Source organism: Bradyrhizobium manausense (assembly GCF_001440035.1).
Taxonomy (GTDB): Bacteria; Pseudomonadota; Alphaproteobacteria; order Rhizobiales; family Xanthobacteraceae; genus Bradyrhizobium; species Bradyrhizobium manausense.
In genome coordinates, this window is sequence record NZ_LJYG01000026.1 from 206007 (window position 1) to 227873 (window position 21867).

Genomic DNA, 21867 nt, shown 5'->3' on the forward strand with positions numbered 1-21867 from the left:
TCAGCTTTCCGGAACGAGGAAGATCGCGGCGAGCGGCGGAACGGTGAGGCGGAGCTCGGGCGCCTTGCCGGCAACGGTTTGCACCTCGCCGATGTTCCCGACATTGGTGCCGCCATAATGGGCGGAATCCGAGTTGAAAACCTCTTTCCACTTGCCCGCAAAGGGCACGGGGACGCGGTAGTTGCGATAGACATTGGGGGAGAAGTTGACGACCACGAGACACCGCGCGTGCTCGTCAAAGCCCTTGCGCAGCCAGGCGAACACGTTGCGGTTGGCATCGTCAGTGATCAGCCATTCGAAGCCGGCCTGGTCGCAGTCCATCTGGTGCAGCGCCGGCACTGCGCGATAGAGGCGGTTGAGGTCGCGAACCAGCGCCTGGATGCCCTGATGATATTTGTATTCGAGCAGGTGCCAGTCGAGCGACTGGTCGTGATTCCATTCGCGGCTCTGCGCGATCTCGCCGCCCATGAACAGCAGCTTCTTGCCGGGATGGCCGAACATGAAGCTGTAGTAAGCGCGCAAATTGGCAAAGCGCTGCCATTCGTCGCCGGGCATGCGGCCGAAGATCGAGCGCTTGCCGTGCACGACCTCGTCATGAGACAGCGGCAGGATGAAGTTCTCAGAGAAGGCGTAGTGCAGGCCGAACAGGATCTCGCCGTGGTGATATTTGCGGTGGATCGGATCCTTGCTGATGTAGTTCAGCGTATCATGCATCCAGCCCATGTTCCACTTGTAGCCGAAGCCGAGCCCGCCGAATTCGACCGGGCGCGAGACCTGCGGCCACGCGGTGGATTCCTCCGCTGCCGTTGTCGCCTGCGGAAAGCGCGCGAACAGCTCGGTGTTGAAGCGGCGCAGGAAGTTGATCGCCTCGATATTCTCGCGGCCGCCATACTGGTTGGGAATCCAGGCGCCCGGCGGGCGGCTGTAGTCGAGATAGAGCATGGATGCCACCGCATCGACGCGCAGGCCGTCGATGGCGTAGCGCTCGAGCCAGAACAGCGCGTTCGACACCAGGAAGTTCGTCACTTCGGTGCGGCCGTAATTGTAGATCAGCGTGCCCCAGTCGAGGTGGCGGCCCTGCAGCGGGTTGGCGTGCTCGTACAGCGCCGTGCCGTCGAAGCTGCCGAGCCCGTGCGGATCGTCAGGGAAATGGCCGGGCACCCAGTCGAGCAGCACGCCGATGCCTTCACGATGGCAGGCATCGATCAGCGCCGCAAAGTCCTCCGGCGATCCGAAACGGCTGGTCGGCGCATAGAGGCCGGTCGGCTGATAGCCCCAGGAGCCGTCGAACGGGTGCTCGCTCACGGGCAGGAATTCGAGGTGGGTGAAGCCCATGTCGCGGGCGTAGGCGGGCAGTTGCTCGGCGAGCTCGCGATAGGTCAGCCATTCATTGCCGTTCTTGCGCCGCCACGAGCCGAGATGAACCTCGTAGATCGACATCGGCGCCGACAGTGCGTTGATGCCGTCGGGCGCCGGCCGCGGACGCGGCAGATGCGCCTCGTCGAACACGATCGAGGCGGTCTTCGGCCGCACCTCGCTGGCGAACGCCAGCGGGTCGGATTTCAGCGGCAGCAGATGGCCGTGCGGCCCGATGATCTCGAACTTGTAGTGATCGCCGCTCTTGGCGTGCGGAATGAACAATTCCCAATAGCCGGCGCCGCGCACCCGCATGGGATGACGCCGCCCATCCCAGAAATTGAAATCGCCGACCACGGACACGCGCCGCGCATTCGGGGCCAGCACCACGAAGCCGACGCCGTCGATGCCCTCCAGCCGCATCGGATGGGCGCCGAGCTTGTCGTAGAGGCGCTGATGCGTGCCTTCGCCGAGCAGATAGAGATCGAAATCGGTCAGAATGGGCGGAAAACGATAGGCGTCCTCGAACTCGACGACGTTGTCGCCGAATTTGGCGCGAAGCTGGTAGTGCTTGGAGCCGTTGGGCAGGGCGCCGATGAACAGGCCGGAATCGTGGACACGGTCGAGCGGCGCGACTTCGCCATGCTCGCCGATTGCCTCGACATTGGAGGCCTCGGGCAGGAAGGCGCGCACCACGCTCCTGCCACCCTCGGGATGCATCCCGAGATAGTGGAAGGGATCGGAGTGGCGACCCTCGATGATGGCGTAGGCTTCGGCTGGCAGTTTAGGCATGGGCTTCGCTCCCGGCACTGGACAGAATGCGAAGCAGGCCGGTCAGCGGCGCATGGAGCCCGTCGGGCCGGTGGGACAGCTCGTACTCTACCTCGTCGAACGCTAGGTCAAGCAGGAAAAACCTTAACATGCTTTCCGCGCCGTGCGCGTCTTCCGGCCAGAGCCGCCGGTGGGTCATGGCCTCATGATAGGCGGACAGGAAGGTTGCGGTGGCGCGCTCGCGCCATTCGTCGAGCGCGGCCGTGATCCGGCCTTGTTCGTCGCCGCCGCCCGAGCCCGCGCGGCCAAGCGCTGCGTTAACCGAAAGATCAATCGAGCGCACCAGGCCCGCGACATCGCGCGCGGCAGGCAGCTTGCGCCGCTTGTCGGCCAGTGCGAGGTGCGGATCGCCGTCGAAATCGATGATGAAGATGTCGTCCTTCACGATCAGGGTTTGTCCGAGGCGGAAATCGCCGTGATGACGGATGTTCAACCCGCCGATCTCGGATGGCAAGAGTGCGTTGATGTGGCGCGGCAAGCTCGCGCGCGCCGCGACAATCTGGTCGATCAGGGGCCGGTCGCCTTCGCGCAGGCCGTCCCGGGCATCGGCCAGCCGGTCGAAGACCCGCTCGGCTCGGCCCATGAGGTCGTTCGTCCAGCGCTTGACGTCGGCCTTGCCGGTTGGTTCAGGGGCAAGGTCGGCGGATTTTGCGGCGGCGAGCGCCATGTGCAGCTCGGCAAGCCGGCGGCCAATCTGCGCGACGAAGTGCAGATAGATCGTCTGCTCCTGGGTCGTCCGGTACTCCTCGTCCGGCGGCAGCACCCGCTGCTCGTCGACATAGCGGTCGAGATAGCCCGCCGTGACCGCCCAACCGTCACCCTGGTTCTCGACATAGGCATGCAGCACGCCGATGGCGCTGCGGCTGTCGCCCTCGGCCAGCTCGACGCTGCCGAGCAGCGCCGGTGTATTGGCAAAGCGTGCGACCTCGGTGAGATAATTGCCGATTTCGATCTCGGGATTGGGACCGCTTTCAAGCCGGCGATAGATCTTGGCCACATATTGATTGTCGACCAGCGCGGTGCTGTTGGATTGCTCGATCGCGCGGATGCGCTCGGGCTCCTTGACGGTGTAGTCGGCGAAACGGCTCGTCGCCTTGAACTCGAGCCGCAGATTGTTTTCGTCCACCACCAGGTTCTGAGACAAGCCGCGCAGGAAAAGACCGATGAAGATCTGGTCGGTGGCGACGTCGAGCAGGGTGCCTTCGCGCGCGCCCTGGCGCACGGCGGCGAGCGCCTTCGGGTTGAAGCGCTCGCGGTCGAAGCGCACCCACTCGATCTGCATCGGCAGCACGTAGCGCGTCGTGACATCATTCCCTGCGGTGTCGAAGAACGCGATCCAGGGCCTGTTGTCGCCGATGTCGCTGAACGGCACTGCTGACGTCAGCGTCGCCTTGATGTGCTTGGGATTATGCTCGGGATACCACCGCGTCCTTGCCAGAAATCCCGGCAGCACGTCGCGCTCGAACACGCCGCGCTCGCGGGCGAGCGACACCCAGTTCGAGTTGACCGGAACCACCAGCGTCTCGAACTCCGGCACCGCGCGCGGCACCACCGGCTCGGACTTGTCGCGCTCCTGGAGCTGGAACCAGTAGAAGCCGTAGGGCCCGAGCGTGATCATGTAGGGCAATTCGCCGATCGCCGGAAAGCGGGTGCGGCCCAGCATCTCCTGCGGGATGCGGTCCTTCCACGGCGACAGATCGAGCTCGGTCGCCTGCGCCGCGCGCGACAGATTGGCGACGCAGAGAATGACCTCGTCGCGATATTGCCGGACATAGGCCAACACGGCGCGGTTGGCCGGGCGGATGAAGGTCATGGTGCCCCGGCCGAAGGCCAGCGTCGACTTGCGCACCGAGATCAGCCGCTTGGTGGCGCTGAGCAGCGACGACAGGCTGCGCGACTGCGCCTCCACGTTCACCGACTCATAGCCATAGACCGGATCCATGATCAGCGGCGCGTAGAGACGGGCGGGGTCGCAGCGCGAGAAGCCGCCGTTGCGGTCCGGGCTCCATTGCATCGGCGTGCGCACGCCGTTGCGGTCGCCGAGATAGATGTTGTCGCCCATGCCGATCTCGTCGCCGTAATAGATGATCGGCGTGCCGGGGAACGACAGCAGCAGCGAGTTCATCAGCTCGATCTTGCGCCGGTCATTGTCCATCAACGGCGCAAGGCGCCTGCGGATGCCGACATTGATGCGGGCGCGGGGATCGTTGGCGTATGTGGTCCAGAGATAGTCGCGCTCGACGTCGGTGACCATCTCCAGCGTCAGCTCGTCATGATTGCGCAGAAACAGCGCCCATTGGCAGCTTGCGGGGATATCAGGCGTCTGGCGCAGGATATCGGTGATCGGGAAGCGGTCCTCCTGCGCGATCGCCATATAGATGCGCGGCATCAGCGGGAAGTGGTAGGCCATGTGGCATTCGTCGCCGCGGCCGAAATATTCCTGCACGTCCTCCGGCCATTGGTTGGCTTCGGCCAGCAGCAGCTTTCCCTTGGAATAGGCGTCCAGCTCCTGGCGCAGGCGCTTGATGATCGCATGCGTCTCCGGGAGGTTTTCGTTCGAGGTGCCCTCGCGCTCGCACAGATAGGGAATCGCGTCCAGCCGGAAGCCATCGACACCGGCGTCGAGCCAGCGCTTCATCACCTGGATGATGGCGCTGACGACGCGCGGATTGTCGAAATTGAGGTCGGGCTGGTGCGAGAAGAAGCGATGCCAGTAGAACGCGCCGGCCTCGGGATCCCAGGTCCAGTTCGACTTCTCGGTATCGGTGAAGATGATCCGCGTGCCCTGGTATTTCTGATCGGTGTCGCTCCAGACATACCAGTTGCGGGCGCTGGAGCCGGCCGGGCTGCGGCGGGCGCGCTTGAACCATTTGTGCTGGTCCGAGGTGTGGTTGACGACGAGCTCGGTGATGACGCGCAGGCCGCGCTTCTGCGCTTCCTGGATGAAGCGCTTGAAGTCCTTCATCGTCCCGAAATCGGGATTGACCGTGCCGTAATCGCCGATGTCGTAGCCGTCGTCGCGGCCGGGCGAGGGATAGAACGGCAGCAGCCACAACGCGGTGACGCCGAGGTCCTGCAGATAAGGCAGCTTCTCGGTCAGGCCAGCGAAATCGCCGATGCCGTCATTGTTGCTGTCGGCAAAGGCCTTGACGTGGAGCTGGTAGATGATCGCGTCCTTGTACCAGAGCTCATCCACGACCTCGGCAGCCTCGGCCTTCTTGGTGTCGACGGAAGACAGAACATTCATGGCGTGATCCTTACGCCAGGCAGCGGAAGAGCAGGGCCGGATCGCGGTCGGGATCGATACGCAATTTGATCCCGCCCCATTCGATGCGGGACTGTTCGCCTGTCATGAGATTTTCAACAGCGGTGACGGGGCGGCGTTCGCCGCCGACGTCGATGGTGAGGTCGCCGAGCGGCAACCAGGTCTCGCGCACATGGCGCGAGAGGGCGATGGCCGCGACAACAGTGTTGGCGGGTTCGGCGGCCGCCCTGACGAAGGCGATGGTCTCGCCGTCCTCGATGCCGAGGAAGCGCAGATTGGTGGTCTGCTGCAGCGCCGGATTGTCGTTGCGGATGCGGTTGAGCGCTGTGATCCAGGGCTTGATGTTGCCTGATTTGTCCCAGTCGCGCTGGCGGATCTGGTACTTCTCGGAATCCTGATATTCTTCGTGGCCGGGCACGGCCTCGTGCTCGAGCAGCTCGAACCCGCTATAGAGGCCGTAATTGCCTGATAGCGTTGCTGCCAAAGCGACACGGGACTTGAACATCCAGGCCTCGCCGCTCTGGAGGTGATAGGGCAGCAGGTCCGGCGTGTTGACGAACAGGTTTGCCCGGTAGAAATCCCGCTCGGGATAGCGCGAGAGCTCACCGAGATATTGCTCCAGCTCCCACTTCGCCGTGCGCCAGGGGAAATAGCTGAAGGACTGCGCGAAGCCGAGCTTGGCGAGACCCTTCATCAGCTTCGGCCGCGCGAACGTCTTGGCGAACAGGATCACCTCGGGATGCCGCTGCCTGATCTCGTGGACCAGCCACTCCCAGAACGGCAGCGGCGCGGTGTCGTGATTGTCGATGGCGAAGATGGTCACGCCATGGTCGATCCAGAACAGCATGGCGTTGCGAAACGCATTCCACAGCCCGACCCGGTCGACCGAGGCGAAATCGGGGATGACGATGTCGGAATAGGGGCCGTCCGCCGTCCGCACCGAGCGGTCCGGCCGCCATTTGAACCATTCCGGATGCTGCCTCAGCCAGGGGTGATCCGGCGAGCATTGCACGGCGAAATCGAGCGCGATCTCGAGACCGTATTCGAGGCAGGTCGCGACCAGCGCGCGGAAATCCTCGATGGTGCCGAGCTCGGGATGCAGCGCATCGTGCCCGCCCTCGGCCGAGCCGATCGCATAGGGCGAACCGGGCTCGCCCTCGGTTGCGACCGGCGCATTGTTGCGGCCCTTGCGGCTGGTGCGCCCGATCGGGTGGATCGGCGTGAAGTACAGGACGTCAAAGCCCATCGCGGCGATGTCGGGTACGCGGGCGATGCAGTCGCGGAGCGTGCCGTGCCGGCCGGCCACCGTGCTCTGGCTGCGCGGCATCATCTGATACCAGGCACTGAAGCGCGCCTTGTCGCGGTCGACAATCAGCGGGAAGTTTGGCGAGCGGGTCAGGTCGGGCCGCGCCTGGCTTTCGGCCATGGCCTCGCCGAGATCAGTTGCGAGCAGCGAAGCGACGTCGCCGTTTTGGAGATAATCCTCGCATTGCCTGAAAATCACGGCCGCAGCGTCCTGCCGCGCGCCATGCGCCTTGGTCAAAAGGCCGGCGCCCTCGATCGCATCGAGCGTCACGTCGCCGCCCGAGAGCTGCTTGCGTTCGAGCCCGTGACGCCAGGTGGCGAATTCGTCGGTCCAGGCTTCGATGGCATAGACATATTGGCCTGCTTCGGTTGGCGTGAACGCGCCGCACCAGCGGTCGTCGCCATGATGGGTCATCGGCTCGCGCCGCCATTCCCGGTCCTGTTCGCCACGCCAGATCAGCGCGGCTCTGATGGTCGCCTCGCCGTCGCGATAGATGTCGGCCCAGACCTCGACCCGATCCCCCGCGATCCGCTTCACGGCGAAGCGGCCGCCATCGATCAACGGATAGATATCTTCGATGAGGAAAGCGCTGCCGGCGGCGGCACTCTCGACAGTTTGAATTGTCTTGTTCACGGTGATGCCATTGACAAGAAAGCAGGAGCCCGTTTCCCTTGTCGGGAACCTACGCTTGGTACCACTATAGAAAGCCGCTTGTGTGTCATTGGTTCCCTTGGGAACGGCAGGCCCAGTTTGCGAGTTACCCCTGACTAACCTCTTCCGCGACCTCGTTAAAATCCATGCCCCCGGCCAAACAATGGCCTGCAAGCTGCGTGCCGAATGGATCTTTTAGCTCAAGCCCGGATCAAGGGCGTTCAGTCCGAATTCGTCGATGCCCTCGGCAAGCTGCGGGTCACTGCGCCCGAGGCGCTCAAGTCCATCCTCGATGCCCTGCCGGAAAAGCGGGTCTATCGCTTCGTCAGCGGTCCGGTCGTGGTGCGCGCGCTCGGCAATCCGCGCACCGAGCTCGCTTCCGTCGGCGCCGCGCCGCTGCAATGGAAGATCACGGGCAACGGCAACATGATCGGGCAGGGCGAGACGCACGAGCCTGTCATCGCCTGGCCCGCCGGCCTGCCGCTGGGCTATCACCGGCTGACGCTGACCGACGCTGCGGGCGCGACCGAAGAGGTGCCGATGATCGTGGCGCCTGAACGGGCCTTCGGCGGTGAGTTTGACCGCGGCTGGCTGCTGGCCGTGCAGCTCTACAGCGTCCGCTCGGATCGCAATTGGGGCATCGGCGATTTCACCGACCTCGCCGGCCTTGTCAGGCTCGCCAAGCAACTCGGCGCCGACGGCGTCGGGCTCAATCCGCTCCATGTCCTGTTTGACGATCATCCGGCCGATTGCAGCCCCTATTCGCCGAACAGCCGGCTGTTTCTCAATCCGCTTTATATCGACGTGGAGGCCATCCCCGAATATTCGGCCGACCTCATCCCGGACGCTGCCAGGACCGCGGCGCGGCTGCGCGAAGGCGATCGTGTCCCTTACGCCGATATGGCGGCGCTGAAATGGCTGGGCCTGCGCGCCGCCTTTGACAGCTTCGTGAAGTCAGCGACCGGTGTCCGGCGCAACCAGTTCGATGCTTTTCGAGCGGACCGCGGGCCGCTGTTGTCGCGCTTTGCCTGCTTCGAGGTACTTCGGCATCGTTTCAATGTGCCGTGGTGGGAATGGCCGGTGGAATGGCAGCAGCCGGACGATGCCAAATGCGCTGAATTGCGCAACGGACCCGACAAGCACAAGATCGAGTTCGTCGAATTTGTGCAATGGACGGCGGACAGCCAGTTGCGCGCTGCGAAGGAGCTCTCCGCAGAGCTCGGCATGCGCGTCGGGCTCTATCTCGACGTTGCCGTGGGCGTGCAGTCCAACGGCTTCGATGCCTGGAACGAGCAGACGTCCATCTCCCGCCATCTCGCGGTCGGCGCCCCGCCTGATGTTCTCAATACCGTCGGCCAGGATTGGGGCCTTGCCGGCTTCAACGCCGGCGGCCTGGAGGCGCAATCCTTCGTGCCCTTTGCGAACATGCTGGCCGCCTCGATGCGGCATGCCGGTGCCATCAGGCTCGATCACGTGCTCGGCTTGAAGCGGCTGTACCTGGTGCCGCGCGGCTTCAAGCCCGACAACGGCGCCTATGTGCAGATGCCGCTCGAGGCGCTGCTGGCGGCGGTCGTGTGCGAGAGCGTGACCCATAAATGCATCGTGATCGGCGAGGACCTCGGCACCGTGCCCGAAGGATTCCGCGAGACCATGCAGGATTTCGGCATCTGGTCCTACCTCGTCATGATGTTCGAGCGCGACGACGCCGGCCATTTCCGCAATGTCGACCATTACCGGCCGAACGCGCTGGTCACGCTGAATACCCATGATCTCTGCACCTATGCGGGCTGGCGCTCGTTCAGCGATCTCAAGATGAAGCGCTCGCTGGGGCTCGATCCCGGCGAGAACGAGCAGGCGCGCTGGGACGCGCTCGGTGCGCTCGACGAGATCCTGCGCCAGAACGGGATCAAGGCCAACGATCTCTACTCTGTGCTCGGCTTCCTGTCGCGCACGCCGTCGCGGCTGCTCGCCGTGTCGCTGGAGGACCTGCTCGGCGTGATCGACCAACCCAACATTCCCGGCACCATCGATGAGCACCCGAACTGGCGGCAGCGGCTCCCGGTCGCGCTCGATCAGATCGCCGCCAAGATCGATCTCGCGGCCCTGAAGGCCGCGACGCGGGAACGTTCGCTCGTCGGTGGGCGTTGATATCGAGGGTTTTAGGCTCGCAAAACATTGTCGCAGAGGATCGAGGACTATGCGCTGATCGGCGACTGCGAGACCGCGGCGCTGGTCGGGCGCAACGGCTCGATCGACTGGCTGTGCTGGCCGGCCTTCGATTCCGACGCCTGCTTTGCCGCCATCCTCGGCACGCGCAAGAACGGCCGCTGGCTGATCGCTCCGAGCGAGGACGTTACAAGCATCTCGCGCCGCTATCTCGGCGACACTCTCATCCTTGAAACGCGCTTTGAAACGAAGAGCGGCACCGCCGTGCTGATCGATTTCATGCCGCCGCGCGGCAAGGCTTCCGACATCGTGCGGCTGGTGCGCGGCGTCAAGGGCACGGTGAAGATGCGGATGGAGCTCATCATCCGCTTCGGCTTCGGCGTCGATATTCCCTGGGTGCGCCGCTGCGAAGATCGGTCCCTGCTGGCGGTCGCCGGCCAGGACATGACCGTGTTGCGCACGCCGGTCGAAATCCGCGGCGAGGATCTCACCACGGTGTCCGATTTCGACGTCAAGGCCGGCGAGACCGTGCCGTTCGTGCTGACCTACGGCCCCTCGCATCTCGATCCGCCTGCGGCAATCGACCCGGAGATCGCGCTCCATGAGACCGAAAAGTTCTGGAAGGAGTGGTCAAGCCGCTCCACCCATGATGGCGAGTATCGCAATCTCGTCATGCGCTCGCTGATCACGCTGAAGGCGCTGACATTTGGCCCGACGGGGGGCATCGTCGCGGCGCCGACCACCTCGCTGCCGGAAAAGCTCGGCGGTGGCAGGAACTGGGACTACCGCTTCTGCTGGCTGCGGGATGCCACCTTCACGCTGCTGGCGCTGATGAACTCCGGCTACACCGAGGAAGCCCTGGCCTGGCACAATTGGCTGCTGCGTGCGGCCGCCGGCTCGCCCGCCNAATATGCAGATCATGTACGGCATCTGGGGCCAGCGGCGGCTCCTGGAATGGGAGGCGGCCTGGCTCGACGGCTATGAAGGCGCCAAGCCGGTGCGGGTCGGCAATGCCGCGCATGCCCAGCTCCAGCTCGACGTTTACGGCGAATTGATCGATGCCTTCCATCAGTCGCGCATGGCCAAGCTGAAGCTCGACGATGAGGCGACCTGGGCGCTCGAATGCGCCGTGCTGAATCATCTCGCTGAAGTCTGGGATCATCCCGACCACGGCATCTGGGAGCGGCGCGGTCGGCCGAAGCACTACGTCTTCTCCAAGGTGATGACCTGGGTTGCCTTCGACCGGGCCATCAAGAGCGCCGAGACTTTTGGCTTCAAGGCGCCGCTGCTGCATTGGCGCACCTTGCGCGAGGCCATCCACCGCGACGTCTGCCACAGGGGCTTTGATACCGAAGAGAACGCTTTCGTCGAGTCCTACGGCTCAAAACGGCTCGATGCCAGCCTGCTGCTGCTGCCGGGTGTCGGCTTCCTGCCGGCCGATGACCCGCGCATCCGCGGCACCGTCGCGGCCATCGAGAAGCACATGATGCGCGACGGCTTCGTGCTGCGGCACGATCCGCGCGAGGTCTCCGAGGAGACACAGCCGATCGAGGGCGCTTTCCTGGCCTGCACCTTGTGGCTGGCTGACGCCCACGTGCTCGCGGGCGACCTCGATCGGGCGCAGGCGCTGTTCGATCGCATCGCAGGTCTTGCGAATGACGTCGGGCTGCTCGCCGAAGAATATGATTCCGTGGCACGCCGCCAGACCGGCAACTTCCCGCAGGCGCTGACACATATTGCGCTGATCAACACCGCACACAATCTCTCGGCGGCAAGGCACGCCAGCGACAAGCCGGCGATGCAGCGGTCGAAATAGCTCGAAAGATCAACTTCGATTGCGCGCAAGGATGCCATGTCAGACCCGTCATCCTGAGGTGCGAGCCATGCGACGCGAAGCGAAGCGGTGCTTGGCGAGCCTCGAAGGATGAGCGGCCGGGGCCGCTTCAACCCGCCCTCGCGGGATGCCTAGCCCACCCCATTCCGCTTCAAGATCATCTCCATCGCCTCGGCAAAACCATCCTGCTCGTTGCTCGCGGTGACGTTGGTGGCCTGGTCCTTGACATTGTCGGTGGCGTTGCCCATGGCGATCGAGGTGCCGCTGACGCGGAACATGGCGAGGTCGTTCTGCATGTCGCCGATGGTGGCGACCGCATCCAGGGAAACGCCGAGGCGCTTGGCCATGGCCTGCACGAAGGTGCCCTTGTCGAAGCCGGGCGGGGTGATGTCGAGATAATAGGTCTGCGAGCGCACCGCGGTCGCCTCGCTGCCGAGCGCCTGTTGCATCGCCTTCTCGCAAGCCTCGAGGCCCGCTGCATCGGCGCTGGCGCCGACGATCTTGCAGGCACCGGCGAGATACGGCGCAAAGTCCGTGACGATGGTGGGATCGGAGCGGATCGTGTGCTGCTCATGCGCGACGTATTTACCGCTGGGGTTACCGATCAGCCATTGGTCGGTGGTGAACAGCCAGATGTCGGCGCCGAACTCGCGCAGGATCTGAAGCGACCTTTCGGCGGCGCTTTTCGGGATCAGATGCTGCTCGACCGGCCTCATCTCGGGATCGATGATCGAGGAGCCGTTGAACGGGCCGACCGGCAGCCACAGCGCCAGCGGCTCGATCAGGAAGCGCATGCCGATCGCGGGACGGCTGGAGGTGATGGTGAAGCCGATGCCGGCCTGGTGCAGCCGCTGCACCGCGCTCCTCGCGCGGTCCGTCAGCGTCTTGTCCTTGGTCAAAAGCGTGCCGTCGACATCGGAGACGACCAGTGAAATCTTCGTCATGGCTCAGCCCTGCTTTTCCCGCCGTCGATTTTCAGCTGCCGCACGATGCCGTCGACGATCGCCTCGACGGATTCGTCGATTGAGGCCGTGATGACGTGCTCGCTCGCATCCGGCGGCTCCAGCGCGGTGAACTGGCTGGTGAGCAGCCCGGGCGGCATGAAATGGCCCTTGCGGTGCGCCAGCCGGTCGGCGATCAGCTCCTGCGTGCCTTTCAGGAACACGAAGCGCACGTCGTCACGTCCGCGCAGCAGCACCTCGCGATAGCTGTGCTTGAGCGCCGAGCACGCGATGATGACGTGCTCGCCCTTGCCGCAGGCGCGCGCGATCTCGTCGGCGATGGCGTTGAGCCAGGGCCAGCGGTCCTCATCGGTGAGGGGATGGCCGGCCCGCATCTTCTCGACATTGCTCTTGGGGTGGAAGCTGTCGCCGTCCTCGAAGCGCCAGCCGAGGCGCTCGCCGAGTGCAGCCGCGATCGTGCTCTTGCCCGATCCCGACACGCCCATGACAATCAACGCACAAGGTGCTTTAACGCGGCCCACGAATCCCCTCCGGAAGCGCGGCCCGATCGACCATCCAGACGGTCTCACCATGCGAGCGCGCGCGTAACGCCGGCAGATTCTCGCCATTGAGAAGGCGCGTCAAGATCGGCTGCTTGTCATGCCCTGCAATCTCGAACAGCATCTCGCGGCACGAGGCCAGCGCGGGAAGCGTCAGCGAGACCCGCGGCACGAACGGCGCGACATTGGCCTTGGGCACGCCGACCACCCAGCGCGCGGTTTCCTCGATCTCGGGATAGCCGGGAAACAGCGAGGCGGTATGCCCATCGGGTCCTGCGCCCATCAGGACGAGATCGAACAGCGGTCGTGCCGGATCGAGGCGTTCAGATCCGTAGAAGGCCTGCAATTCGTGTGCGTATGCCGCGGCGCTCTCATTGGGATTTTCAACCAGCGTGGGGATCGGATGGATATGGCCCGACGGCGCGTCGCGATCGAGAAAAATGGCGCGCGCGACGGCCATGTTGTTGAGCGGATCGCTCTCGGGGACAAAGCGCTCATCGCCGACGAACCAGTGCACGCGGTCCCACGGAATCCTGCTGCGATAGCCGTCGCTGCCGAGCAGCTGATACAGCTTCTTCGGGCTCGATCCGCCGGTCAGGCAGATCGCGATACGGCCGGGATTGGCTGCTATCCGCGCCATCACGCGCTCGGCGGCGGCTTGTGCGAGGGCTTCGGCGTCCGCGACGACGATCAGCTTCGGCTCTGCGGCCGCGGCCATCACGAAAACTTCCGCCAGCTGCGGCCGTCGCGGCGCAGCAGTTCATCAGCGCAGGCGGGGCCGTCGCTGCCGGCTTCATAGGTCTCGATGCCATTGCTGCCCTCGGTTTTCCAGGCGTCGAGGAACGGCTGCACCGCCGCCCAGCCGGCCTCGATGCCGTCGGCGCGCTGGAACAGGATGTTGTCACCGATCATGCAGTCGTAGATCAGCGTCTCATAGCCGGTGGAGGGATCGGCGCGGAAATAGTCGCCGTATCTGAACTTCATCTCGACACCGTCGATGGTGATGCTCGGCCCCGGAATCTTGGCATTGAATTGAAGCTCGATGGTTTCGGTCGGCGCAATGCCGATGGTGAGGAAGTTCTGCGAGAGTCGGTCGACCGTCGTGCCTGAAAACATCGACAGCGGCGCCTGCTTGAACTTGATCGCCACCTCGGTGCGCTTGTGGCCCAGTGCCTTGCCGGTGCGCAAGTAGAACGGAACGCCGGCCCAGCGCCAATTGTCGATCATCAGCTTCAGGGCGACAAAGGTCTCGGTGGTGCTGTCGGGCTTGACGCCCTCGGTCTTGCGATAATCCGGGATGTCCTCGTCGCCGATTCGGCCGGCGAGATATTGCGCGCGCACCGAATTCCTCAACGCCTCTTCCCGGCTTGGCTGCTGGATCGACGTGAGCACCTCGGCCTTCTCGGAGCGCACGGAATGCGCGTCGAAGCGCGCCGGCGGCTCCATCGCGACCAGCGACATCAGCTGGAACAGATGGTTCGGCACCATGTCGCGCAGCGCGCCGGTGGCATCATAGAAGCCGCCGCGATGACCGACGCCGAGCTTCTCCTCGACGGTGATCTGGATGTGATCGATGTGGTTGCGATTCCAGATCGGCTCGAACATGCCGTTGGCAAAGCGCAGCACCAGGATGTTCTGCACCGTCTCCTTGCCGAGATAATGATCGATCCGGTAGATCTGGTGCTCGTCCATGATCTTCAGGAGCTCGGCATTCAGCGCCTTGGCCGAGGCGAGGTCGGTCCCAAAAGGCTTCTCGATCACGAGGCGGCGCCAGGCGCCATTCTCCTTCATCATGCCGGTGCGGCCGAGCTCGCGCGCCGTCGGCGCGAAGGCGGCCGGCGGGGTCGCGAGATAGAACAGGCGGTTGCCGCCGGTATCCTGCGCGCATTCCAGCGTATCCAGATGCTCGCGCAGGCGGTCGAAGGAGGGCGGGTCCTTCGGGTCGGCCTCGACGAAGGTCACGCATTCCAAGAGCCTCGTCGCGATGTCGTCGTCCACGGGCCGCGTTGCGAATTGCTTGAGGCCCTTCATCAGGCCGTCGCGCAGCTCGTCGTCCGACTGGGCCCTGCGGGCCACGCCGACGACGCAGAACTTTTCCGGCAGCAGGTGCTCGGCCGCGAGGTTGTAGAGCGACGGCATCACCAGGCGATGGGTGAGGTCGCCGGTGACACCGAAAATGACGAAGGCGCAGTTTTCCGGCTTGCGCTTTGGTTGCGGGTCTTTGGTCACGAACGATTGGCCTTCGCTTGATGGAGTTCTTATTCGGGCTTCGAAGCGGCCGGTTGCTTCGGCTCCTTATGGCCGCCGAAACCCGCGCGCATCGCGGAAAGAATTTTTTCGGCGAAGGTGTGGTCCTTGCGGGAACGGAAGCGTGTGTAGAGCGCAGCCGTCAGCACTTCGGCCGGCACGGCCTCGTCGATCGCCGCATTCACGGTCCAGCGTCCTTCGCCGGAATCCTCCACGAAGCCGGAATATTCTGCGAGCTGCGGGCTGTCGGCGAGCGCCGTCGAGGTGAGGTCGAGCAGCCAGGACGGGATCACGCTGCCGCGGCGCCAGACCTCGGCGATGTCGGCGAGGTCGAAATCATAGCGATGATCGGCCGGCAGCGCGTCGATATTGGCGTTCTTGAGGATGTCGAACCCTTCGGCATAGGCCTGCATCAGGCCATATTCGATGCCGTTGTGGATCATCTTGACGAAATGGCCGGCGCCGACAGGGCCGGCATGGATGTAGCCCTGCTCGATGCGGGGATCACGGCCCTCGCGCCCCGGCGTGCGCGGAATGTCGCCGACACCGGGCGCGAGCGCTGCGAAGATCGGATCGAGCCGGTCCACCACCTGCTTCTCGCCGCCGATCATCATGCAATAGCCGCGGTCGAGGCCCCAGACGCCGCCCGACGTGCCGACGTCGACATAGTGGATGCCGCGCGCCTTCAGCGCCTTGCCGCGGCGGACGTCGTCCTGCCAGAAGGTGTTGCCGCCGTCGATGATGACGTCGCCGTCCTGCATCACGCCGGCGATCGTCTCGATGGTCTGTTCGGTGATGCGGCCCGCCGGCAGCATCACCCAGGCCGTGCGCGGCCGCTCCAGTTTCGAGATGAACTCTTCAAGCGTCGCCGATCCCACGGCGCCGTCGGCGGCAAGGCTGGCGACGGCCTTGGCGTCCTTGTCATAGACCACGGTCGAATGGCCGTGACGCATCAGCCGGCGAACGATGTTGCCGCCCATCCGGCCGAGGCCGATCATGCCGAGTTGCATGTGAGAAATTCCCTTAATTCAGCGCGTCGTTGAGCGCGGCATTGAGCGCCGCGAGACCTTTCTTGAGCGGTCCCTTCAGGTGCACCCGGAGCGCGCGCCGGCCGCGCTCGGTCAGCACGTCGAAATCGCCACGCGCCTGCGCCGCCTTGATCACGCCGAAGCTGGCCTTCTGGCCCGGCACAGCGAGGTCCTTGGCGTCGTCGGCGGTGATCTGGAGGAACACGCCGCTGTCCGGTCCGCCCTTATAGGCCTGCCCCGTGGAGTGCAGGAAGCGCGGCCCGAATTCGGCGGCGGTTGCCAGGTGCCGCTTCTCGAGCACGGCGGTGCGCATCTGCTGCAGCGCCTCGATGTTGGCCTTGTCGCGCGTGATGTAGCCGAGCAGGGCAAAGTAATCGCCGCGCCGCGAGCGGGTGATATGGGCCCTGAGCCAGGAGGTGAGGTCGCCATTGGCGCCCATCGTGCGGAGCGCAGCGGCGTTGTGGTCGTCGGTGTAGAGATCGAACTGTTTGGTGCTGACGACAGGCTGTTCGGCCGGCAGCGCGCCGGTCTTCTCAAAGGCCGACGTCAGCTCGCGGGTCTTGATCTTGGCCGCTTCCACGTCCGGCTGGTCGAACGGATTGATGCCGAGGATGCTGCCTGCCACCGCCGTTGCCATCTCGAAGCGGAAGAATTCCTGGCCGAGATGGTCGATCGACTTCATCACGATGCGCACGACGGGATGACCGGCCGCCTCGATTCCGGCGAGCGCCGAGTCATGGGCGGCATCGGTTTCGCCTTCGGTGCGGATGTCGATGAAGAAGCGGTCATTGCCGTAGACCGCGGATTCGCGGATCGGCTCGCCGGCGATCGGGATCAGGCCCTTGCCCTCTTTGCCGGTCGATTCCGCGATCAGCTGCTCGGCCCAGGCTCCGAAATCGGCAATCTTCTTCGACGAGAATATCGTCACCTTGTCGCGGCCTTCGAGGCCGGCAAGGCCCATGGCGAGACCGAGCTGCACGCCCGGGTTCTCGGCTGGCGGCACGTCCGGGCCGCAGGAGCGGGCCATCGCAAGCGCATGCTTGAGGAAGGTCCTGACGTCGATGCCGGCGGTTGCCGCCGGCACCAGGCCGAACGGCGACAGCACCGAATAGCGTCCGCCGATCGAGGGCTCGCCATGGAAGATGCGGGCATAGCTCAGCTTTTTGGCCGCCTTCTCCAGGGAGGAGCCGGGATCGGTCACTGCGATGAAGCGGAAGCCGGTCTTGGCCTTGGGGCCGAGGGCCTGCGCGACGCGCTCATGGAAATAGTCCTTCATCGCGTTCGGCTCGGTGGTGCCGCCGGACTTGCTGGAGACGATGAACACCGTGTTGGCGATGTCGATCTTGGCCTCCATCGCCCGCACCTCGGCCGGATCGGTGGAATCGAGCACGTGCAGCTTCGGGAAGCCGGGCTTCCGGGCAAAGGTCTCGGCCAGTACCTCGGGGCCGAGGCTCGATCCGCCCATGCCGAGCACGACGGCGTCGGAGAATTTCTGGCCCTTCACGCGGCTGGCATAGTCCTCATAATCGGCGACGTCGGCCTTGGCGGCGCTGTCGAGCCAGCCGAGCCATTTGTCCTCGTCCGTCCCGGTCCAGACCGACTTGTCGCGCTGCCACAGCCTGCGGATTTTTGCCGATGCGCGCCATTCCTCGGTGCTCTTGGCCACGGCCTTGCCGAGGCCGTCGCCGAGCGAGAGAAGCTGGCGGTCGATTGCCGGCCCGAGCACGGTGGCGCGCTTGTGGGCGACCGCGCCGTAGAGCTTGTCGGCGGCGTCGGCAAACTGCTTGACGCCGTCCTTGACCAGCTCCTCGGTGATGGCATCGAGCGAGACGCCGGAGCGTTCCAGCTCCTCCAGCACGCGGTAGGCCTCCTCGACATTCTCCTCCAGGCTGTCGCGCAGCTTGCCGTGGTCGCGGAATGCATCCAGCGTTGCCGGCGGCACGGTGTTGATGGTGTCGGGGCCGATCAGCTCCTCGACGTAGAGGACGTCGCTGTAATCCTTGTTCTTGGTGCCGGTCGAGGCCCACAGCATGCGCTGCGGCTTGGCGCCCTTGGCGGCGAGCTTCTCCCAGCGCGGGCCCGAGAACAGTCGCTTGTAATCCTGATAGGCGACCTTGGCATTGGCGATCGCGACCTTGCCCTTCAGCGCGGCGAGCCGCTCCTTCTCGCTAGGGTCGTTGGCCCGCGCGATCTTCTCGTCGAGCTGCTTGTCGACCATGGTATCGATACGGCTGACGAAGAAGCTGGCGACGCTGGCGACATGCGAGGGGTCGCCGCCGCCGGCAACATATTTCTCGAGGCCTGCGAGGTAGGCCTCGGCGACCTGGAGATAGACCGCCTTGGAGAACAGCAGCGTGATGTTGATGCTGATGCCCTCGCCGATCAGCGTCTCGATCGCCGGCAGGCCCTCGGCCGTGGCCGGCACTTTCACCATCAGGTTCTTGCGACCAACGTCCTTCCAGAGCCGGCGTGCTTCGGCGATCGTGCCTGACGTGTCCATCGCGAGATAAGGCGAGACCTCGAGGCTGACATAGCCGTCGCCGCCCTTGAGGCGGTCATAGACCGGGCGCAGCACGTCGGCGGCGGCCTGGATGTCCTCGACCGCGACCGCCTCGAACAGATCGGCCACGGTCCGGTCGCCGCGCTTCAGCGCCTTGCCGATCGGGGCGTCGTATTCGTCCGAGCTGCCGATCGCCTTCTCGAAAATCGAGGGATTGGAGGTGACGCCCTTGACGCCATCGGTGTCGATCAGCCGCTTCAGGTCGCCCTTGGCGATGAAGCCGCGGGCGAGGAAGTCCAGCCAGACGGCTTGTCCGTGCTTTTCCAGTTCTTTGACGGGATTCATGATGCTTATTATCTCCAAGCCTGCGGGCGGAGGGGGTTTCCGCGCCGGTCCTGACGCGCTATCCTTTAGCCCACATGCTCCCGGGAGGGAACCAATCAAGGGTATTGGCGTCATTCTCTCGGTCTAACTCCGTCGCGATCATGGCGATCCAGGCGGCAGTCGTGCTTATGCGTAATATAAATCTGGGATGGTTCGACCAACGTCTTGCTGCGTGAGGACATCTGTCGCGTCGCGGAGTGTGGTCAGCGGTTGTTTGACCTGTCTGATCGGCTCGGTCGCGAATGGTCATGCTGGGAGAAGGCATGCGCGCAAGTCCTGACGGCGTCGCCGGTCACCGGCGATCGATCGCGTCGGTCGCCTGCGTCGGCGCATCCTGTGATCCCGACGTCGGTCAATACCTGATGCGACTGCATCCGAGCTGCCACGCAGAACGACGTTATCCGTCAGGAGGGCCTGGCGACCGATTTTGAATGCTGCGCGCTTGTCGCGGCTGTCATGGCTGCAAGTAAGCAGGCCGCTGCGGGCAGCCGGGGCACCGCATTGCAGCAGGAAGATGACCGCGGCACCCACGCGATCGTCCTGCAAGTGTCATAAGTTTGCCGCTCGGAAATCGTCATGTTGCAGTGCCGGAGGATTGGTGCCCCGGTATCGCCCGGATGTGGCCAGCCAGTGACAATTTCTGGAAATACGCCAAGATATAGGAAGATTCGCACAAATTACAGGCAAGTGCCTGTTCGTAATTCAGCGAGTGCCTACCTTGTGCGTTGCGTCGTGTCGGCACCCGGGTGTCCAATGATCGGCATGTGCTCACGCTGATTCGAGAAGCGGCCTGAGGAACAGTCTAGTAACTGCTTTCGTTTCAGCTTGTAGCGGAACTCACGCGGAGAGGGATCATGTACAACGATTCTCTATTCAACGCTTTCGCTCGGTCGTTCGAGGCGAGAAGCCAGCACGACATGTCGATGGCGGAATATCTGGAATCGTGTCGAAGCGATCCCATGAAATACGCGAATGCGGCCGAACGACTACTTGCAGCGATCGGTGAGCCCCAGACGATTGACACGGCCAAGGACCCACGCCTTGGCCGTATTTTTTTGAACCGCACCATCCGGACCTATCCGGCCTTCGCCGGCTTCTACGGCATGGAAGAGACTATCGAGCGCATCGTCGGCTTCTTCCGTCATGCGGCGCAAGGTCTCGAAGAGCGTAAACAGATCCTCTATCTGCTCGGCCCGGTCGGCGGCGGCAAATCCTCGCTCGCCGAGCGGCTGAAGTCGCTGATGGAGGTGCATCCGATCTACGTGCTCAAGGCCGGTGATGAGCTTTCGCCTGTTTTCGAGAGCCCGCTCAGCCTGTTCGATCCCGATCAGCTCGGGCCGATGCTGGAAGAGAAGTACGGCATTCCGCGCCGGCGTCTCACCGGCCTGATGAGCCCGTGGTGCTACAAGCGTCTCGAGGCCTTCGGCGGCGACATTTCCCAGTTCAGGGTCGCAAAAATCCAGCCGTCGCGGCTGCGCCAGATCGCGATCGCCAAGACCGAGCCCGGCGATGAGAACAACCAGGACATCTCCTCGCTGGTCGGCAAGGTCGATATCCGCAAGCTCGAGACCTACGCGCAGAACGATCCCGATGCCTACAGCTATTCCGGCGGCCTCAACCGCGCCAACCAGGGCGTGCTCGAATTCGTCGAAATGTTCAAGGCGCCGATCAAGATGCTGCACCCGTTGCTGACGGCAACGCAGGAAGGCAATTACATCGGCACCGAGAATATCGGCGCGATCCCGTTCACCGGCGTCATCCTCGCGCACTCCAACGAGGCGGAGTGGGCGAGCTTCAAGTCGAACAAGAACAACGAAGCCTTCATCGACCGCATCTGCGTTATCAAGGTGCCCTACTGCCTCCGGGTCACCGAGGAGCAGAAGATCTACGAGAAGCTGATCCAGGGCTCCGAGCTGGCGGCTGCGCCGTGTGCACCCTCGACCTTGGAGACGCTGGCGCGGTTCTCGGTGATGTCGCGCCTGCGCAAGCACGAGAACTCGACGCTGTTCGCCAAGATGCGGGTCTATGACGGCGAGAGCCTGAAGGAATCCGATCCGAAGGCGCGCAGCGTGCAGGAATATCGCGATGCCGCCGGTGTCGACGAAGGCATGGACGGCGTCTCCACCCGCTTCGCCTTCAAGATCCTGGCTGCGACCTTCAACCACGATCCGCAGGAGGTTGCCGCCGACGCCGTGCATCTGATGTACGCACTGGAGCAGTCGATCCGCAGGGAGCAGCTGCCCGAGGAAGTCGAGAAGCGCTATCTCGAATTCATCAAGGCCGAGCTGGCGCCGCGCTATGCCGAATTCATCGGCAACGAGATCCAGAAGGCGTATCTCGAATCCTACTCGGATTACGGCCAGAACCTGTTCGACCGCTATGTCGACTACGCCGATGCCTGGATCGAGGACCAGGACTTCAAGGACCCCGACACCGGCCAGCTGCTTGATCGCGAGCTTTTGAACCAGGAATTGACGAAAATCGAGAAGCCGGCGGGCATTGCCAATCCCAAGGACTTCCGGAACGAGGTCGTCAAATTCTCGTTACGCTCCCGGGCCCAGAACGGCGGCAAGAATCCGACCTGGACCTCCTATGAGAAGATTCGCGATGTGATCGAAAAGCGGATATTCTCCCAGGTCGAAGACCTGCTTCCGGTCATCTCGTTCGGTTCGAAGAAGGACGGCGAGACGGAGAAGAAGCACGGCGAGTTCGTGGCACGCATGGTGGAGCGCGGCTACACCGAGCGTCAGGTTCGCCGACTGGTCGAATGGTACATGCGCGTGAAGCAAGCCGGTTGA

12 protein-coding genes and 1 pseudogene are annotated in these 21867 nt (G+C 64.0%); 4 read left to right on the plus strand and 9 right to left on the minus strand.

Features of this window, described 5'->3' with window-relative positions; all coding sequences use genetic code 11:
• The 3 genes from glgB to AOQ71_RS05925 are packed head-to-tail and all read right to left on the minus strand — an operon-like array spanning position 1 to position 7391.
• Positions 1–2148 carry a 1,4-alpha-glucan branching protein GlgB gene (glgB, locus tag AOQ71_RS05915; RefSeq protein WP_057743022.1) on the minus strand — a complete coding sequence of 716 codons (2148 nt, stop codon included), beginning with the start codon at positions 2146–2148 and terminating at the stop codon, positions 1–3.
• Entirely contained in the window at positions 2141–5434 is a 3294-nt protein-coding gene (gene treS / locus AOQ71_RS05920) for a maltose alpha-D-glucosyltransferase (protein ID WP_057743024.1), read from the minus strand. Before treS ends, glgB begins: the two co-directional genes overlap by 8 nt.
• 10 nt (positions 5435–5444) lie before the next feature.
• Positions 5445–7391: a maltotransferase domain-containing protein gene (locus tag AOQ71_RS05925; RefSeq protein WP_057743026.1), complete on the minus strand. Its 1947-nt coding sequence runs from the start codon at positions 7389–7391 to the stop codon at positions 5445–5447.
• Positions 7392–7595: 204 nt separating this feature from the next.
• Between AOQ71_RS05925 and malQ the strand changes: the two genes are divergently transcribed.
• The 3 genes and pseudogenes from malQ to AOQ71_RS47250 form a co-directional block, all read left to right on the plus strand.
• Positions 7596–9557, plus strand: coding sequence for a 4-alpha-glucanotransferase (gene malQ, locus AOQ71_RS05930; protein WP_057743029.1), 1962 nt, complete (start codon positions 7596–7598; stop codon positions 9555–9557).
• Between the two features lie 27 nt (positions 9558–9584).
• Positions 9585–10481: glycoside hydrolase family 15 protein (locus AOQ71_RS47245; RefSeq protein WP_245316733.1), on the plus strand; the 897-nt coding region annotated here is incomplete at its 3' end.
• 1 nt (position 10482) lies between these two features.
• A pseudogene (locus tag AOQ71_RS47250) lies at positions 10483–11391 on the plus strand (glycoside hydrolase family 15 protein); the annotation flags it as partial.
• Between the two features lie 149 nt (positions 11392–11540).
• Here the strand turns inward: AOQ71_RS47250 and AOQ71_RS05940 are convergent.
• Genes AOQ71_RS05940 through AOQ71_RS05965 form a run of 6 tightly spaced genes read right to left on the minus strand, consistent with a single transcriptional unit; the run spans position 11541 to position 19030 of the window.
• The gene (locus AOQ71_RS05940) at positions 11541–12353 is read right to left on the minus strand and encodes a Cof-type HAD-IIB family hydrolase (RefSeq protein ID WP_057743031.1); all 813 of its coding nucleotides are present in this window, start codon (positions 12351–12353) and stop codon (positions 11541–11543) included.
• Positions 12350–12892, minus strand: a complete 543-nt coding sequence (locus AOQ71_RS05945; protein ID WP_083513972.1) for a gluconokinase — start codon at positions 12890–12892, stop codon at positions 12350–12352. The genes AOQ71_RS05940 and AOQ71_RS05945 overlap by 4 nt, the downstream gene beginning before the upstream one ends.
• Positions 12879–13628 (minus strand): 6-phosphogluconolactonase, encoded by a 750-nt coding sequence (gene pgl, locus AOQ71_RS05950; RefSeq protein ID WP_057743036.1) that lies wholly within the window; start codon positions 13626–13628, stop codon positions 12879–12881. The genes AOQ71_RS05945 and pgl overlap by 14 nt, the downstream gene beginning before the upstream one ends.
• Positions 13628–15139 (minus strand): glucose-6-phosphate dehydrogenase, encoded by a 1512-nt coding sequence (zwf, locus tag AOQ71_RS05955; protein ID WP_057743039.1) that lies wholly within the window; start codon positions 15137–15139, stop codon positions 13628–13630. Before zwf ends, pgl begins: the two co-directional genes overlap by 1 nt.
• Positions 15140–15168: 29 nt before the next feature.
• Positions 15169–16167 (minus strand): phosphogluconate dehydrogenase (NAD(+)-dependent, decarboxylating), encoded by a 999-nt coding sequence (gene gnd, locus AOQ71_RS05960; RefSeq protein ID WP_057743041.1) that lies wholly within the window; start codon positions 16165–16167, stop codon positions 15169–15171.
• A gap of 13 nt (positions 16168–16180) precedes the next feature.
• Positions 16181–19030 (minus strand): bifunctional transaldolase/phosoglucose isomerase, encoded by a 2850-nt coding sequence (locus AOQ71_RS05965; protein WP_057743044.1) that lies wholly within the window; start codon positions 19028–19030, stop codon positions 16181–16183.
• Between the two features lie 893 nt (positions 19031–19923).
• On the opposite strand from AOQ71_RS05965, the gene AOQ71_RS05970 reads away from it, so the two are divergent.
• Complete coding sequence (locus AOQ71_RS05970) at positions 19924–21867, plus strand: PrkA family serine protein kinase (protein WP_057743046.1); 1944 nt, start codon at positions 19924–19926, stop codon at positions 21865–21867.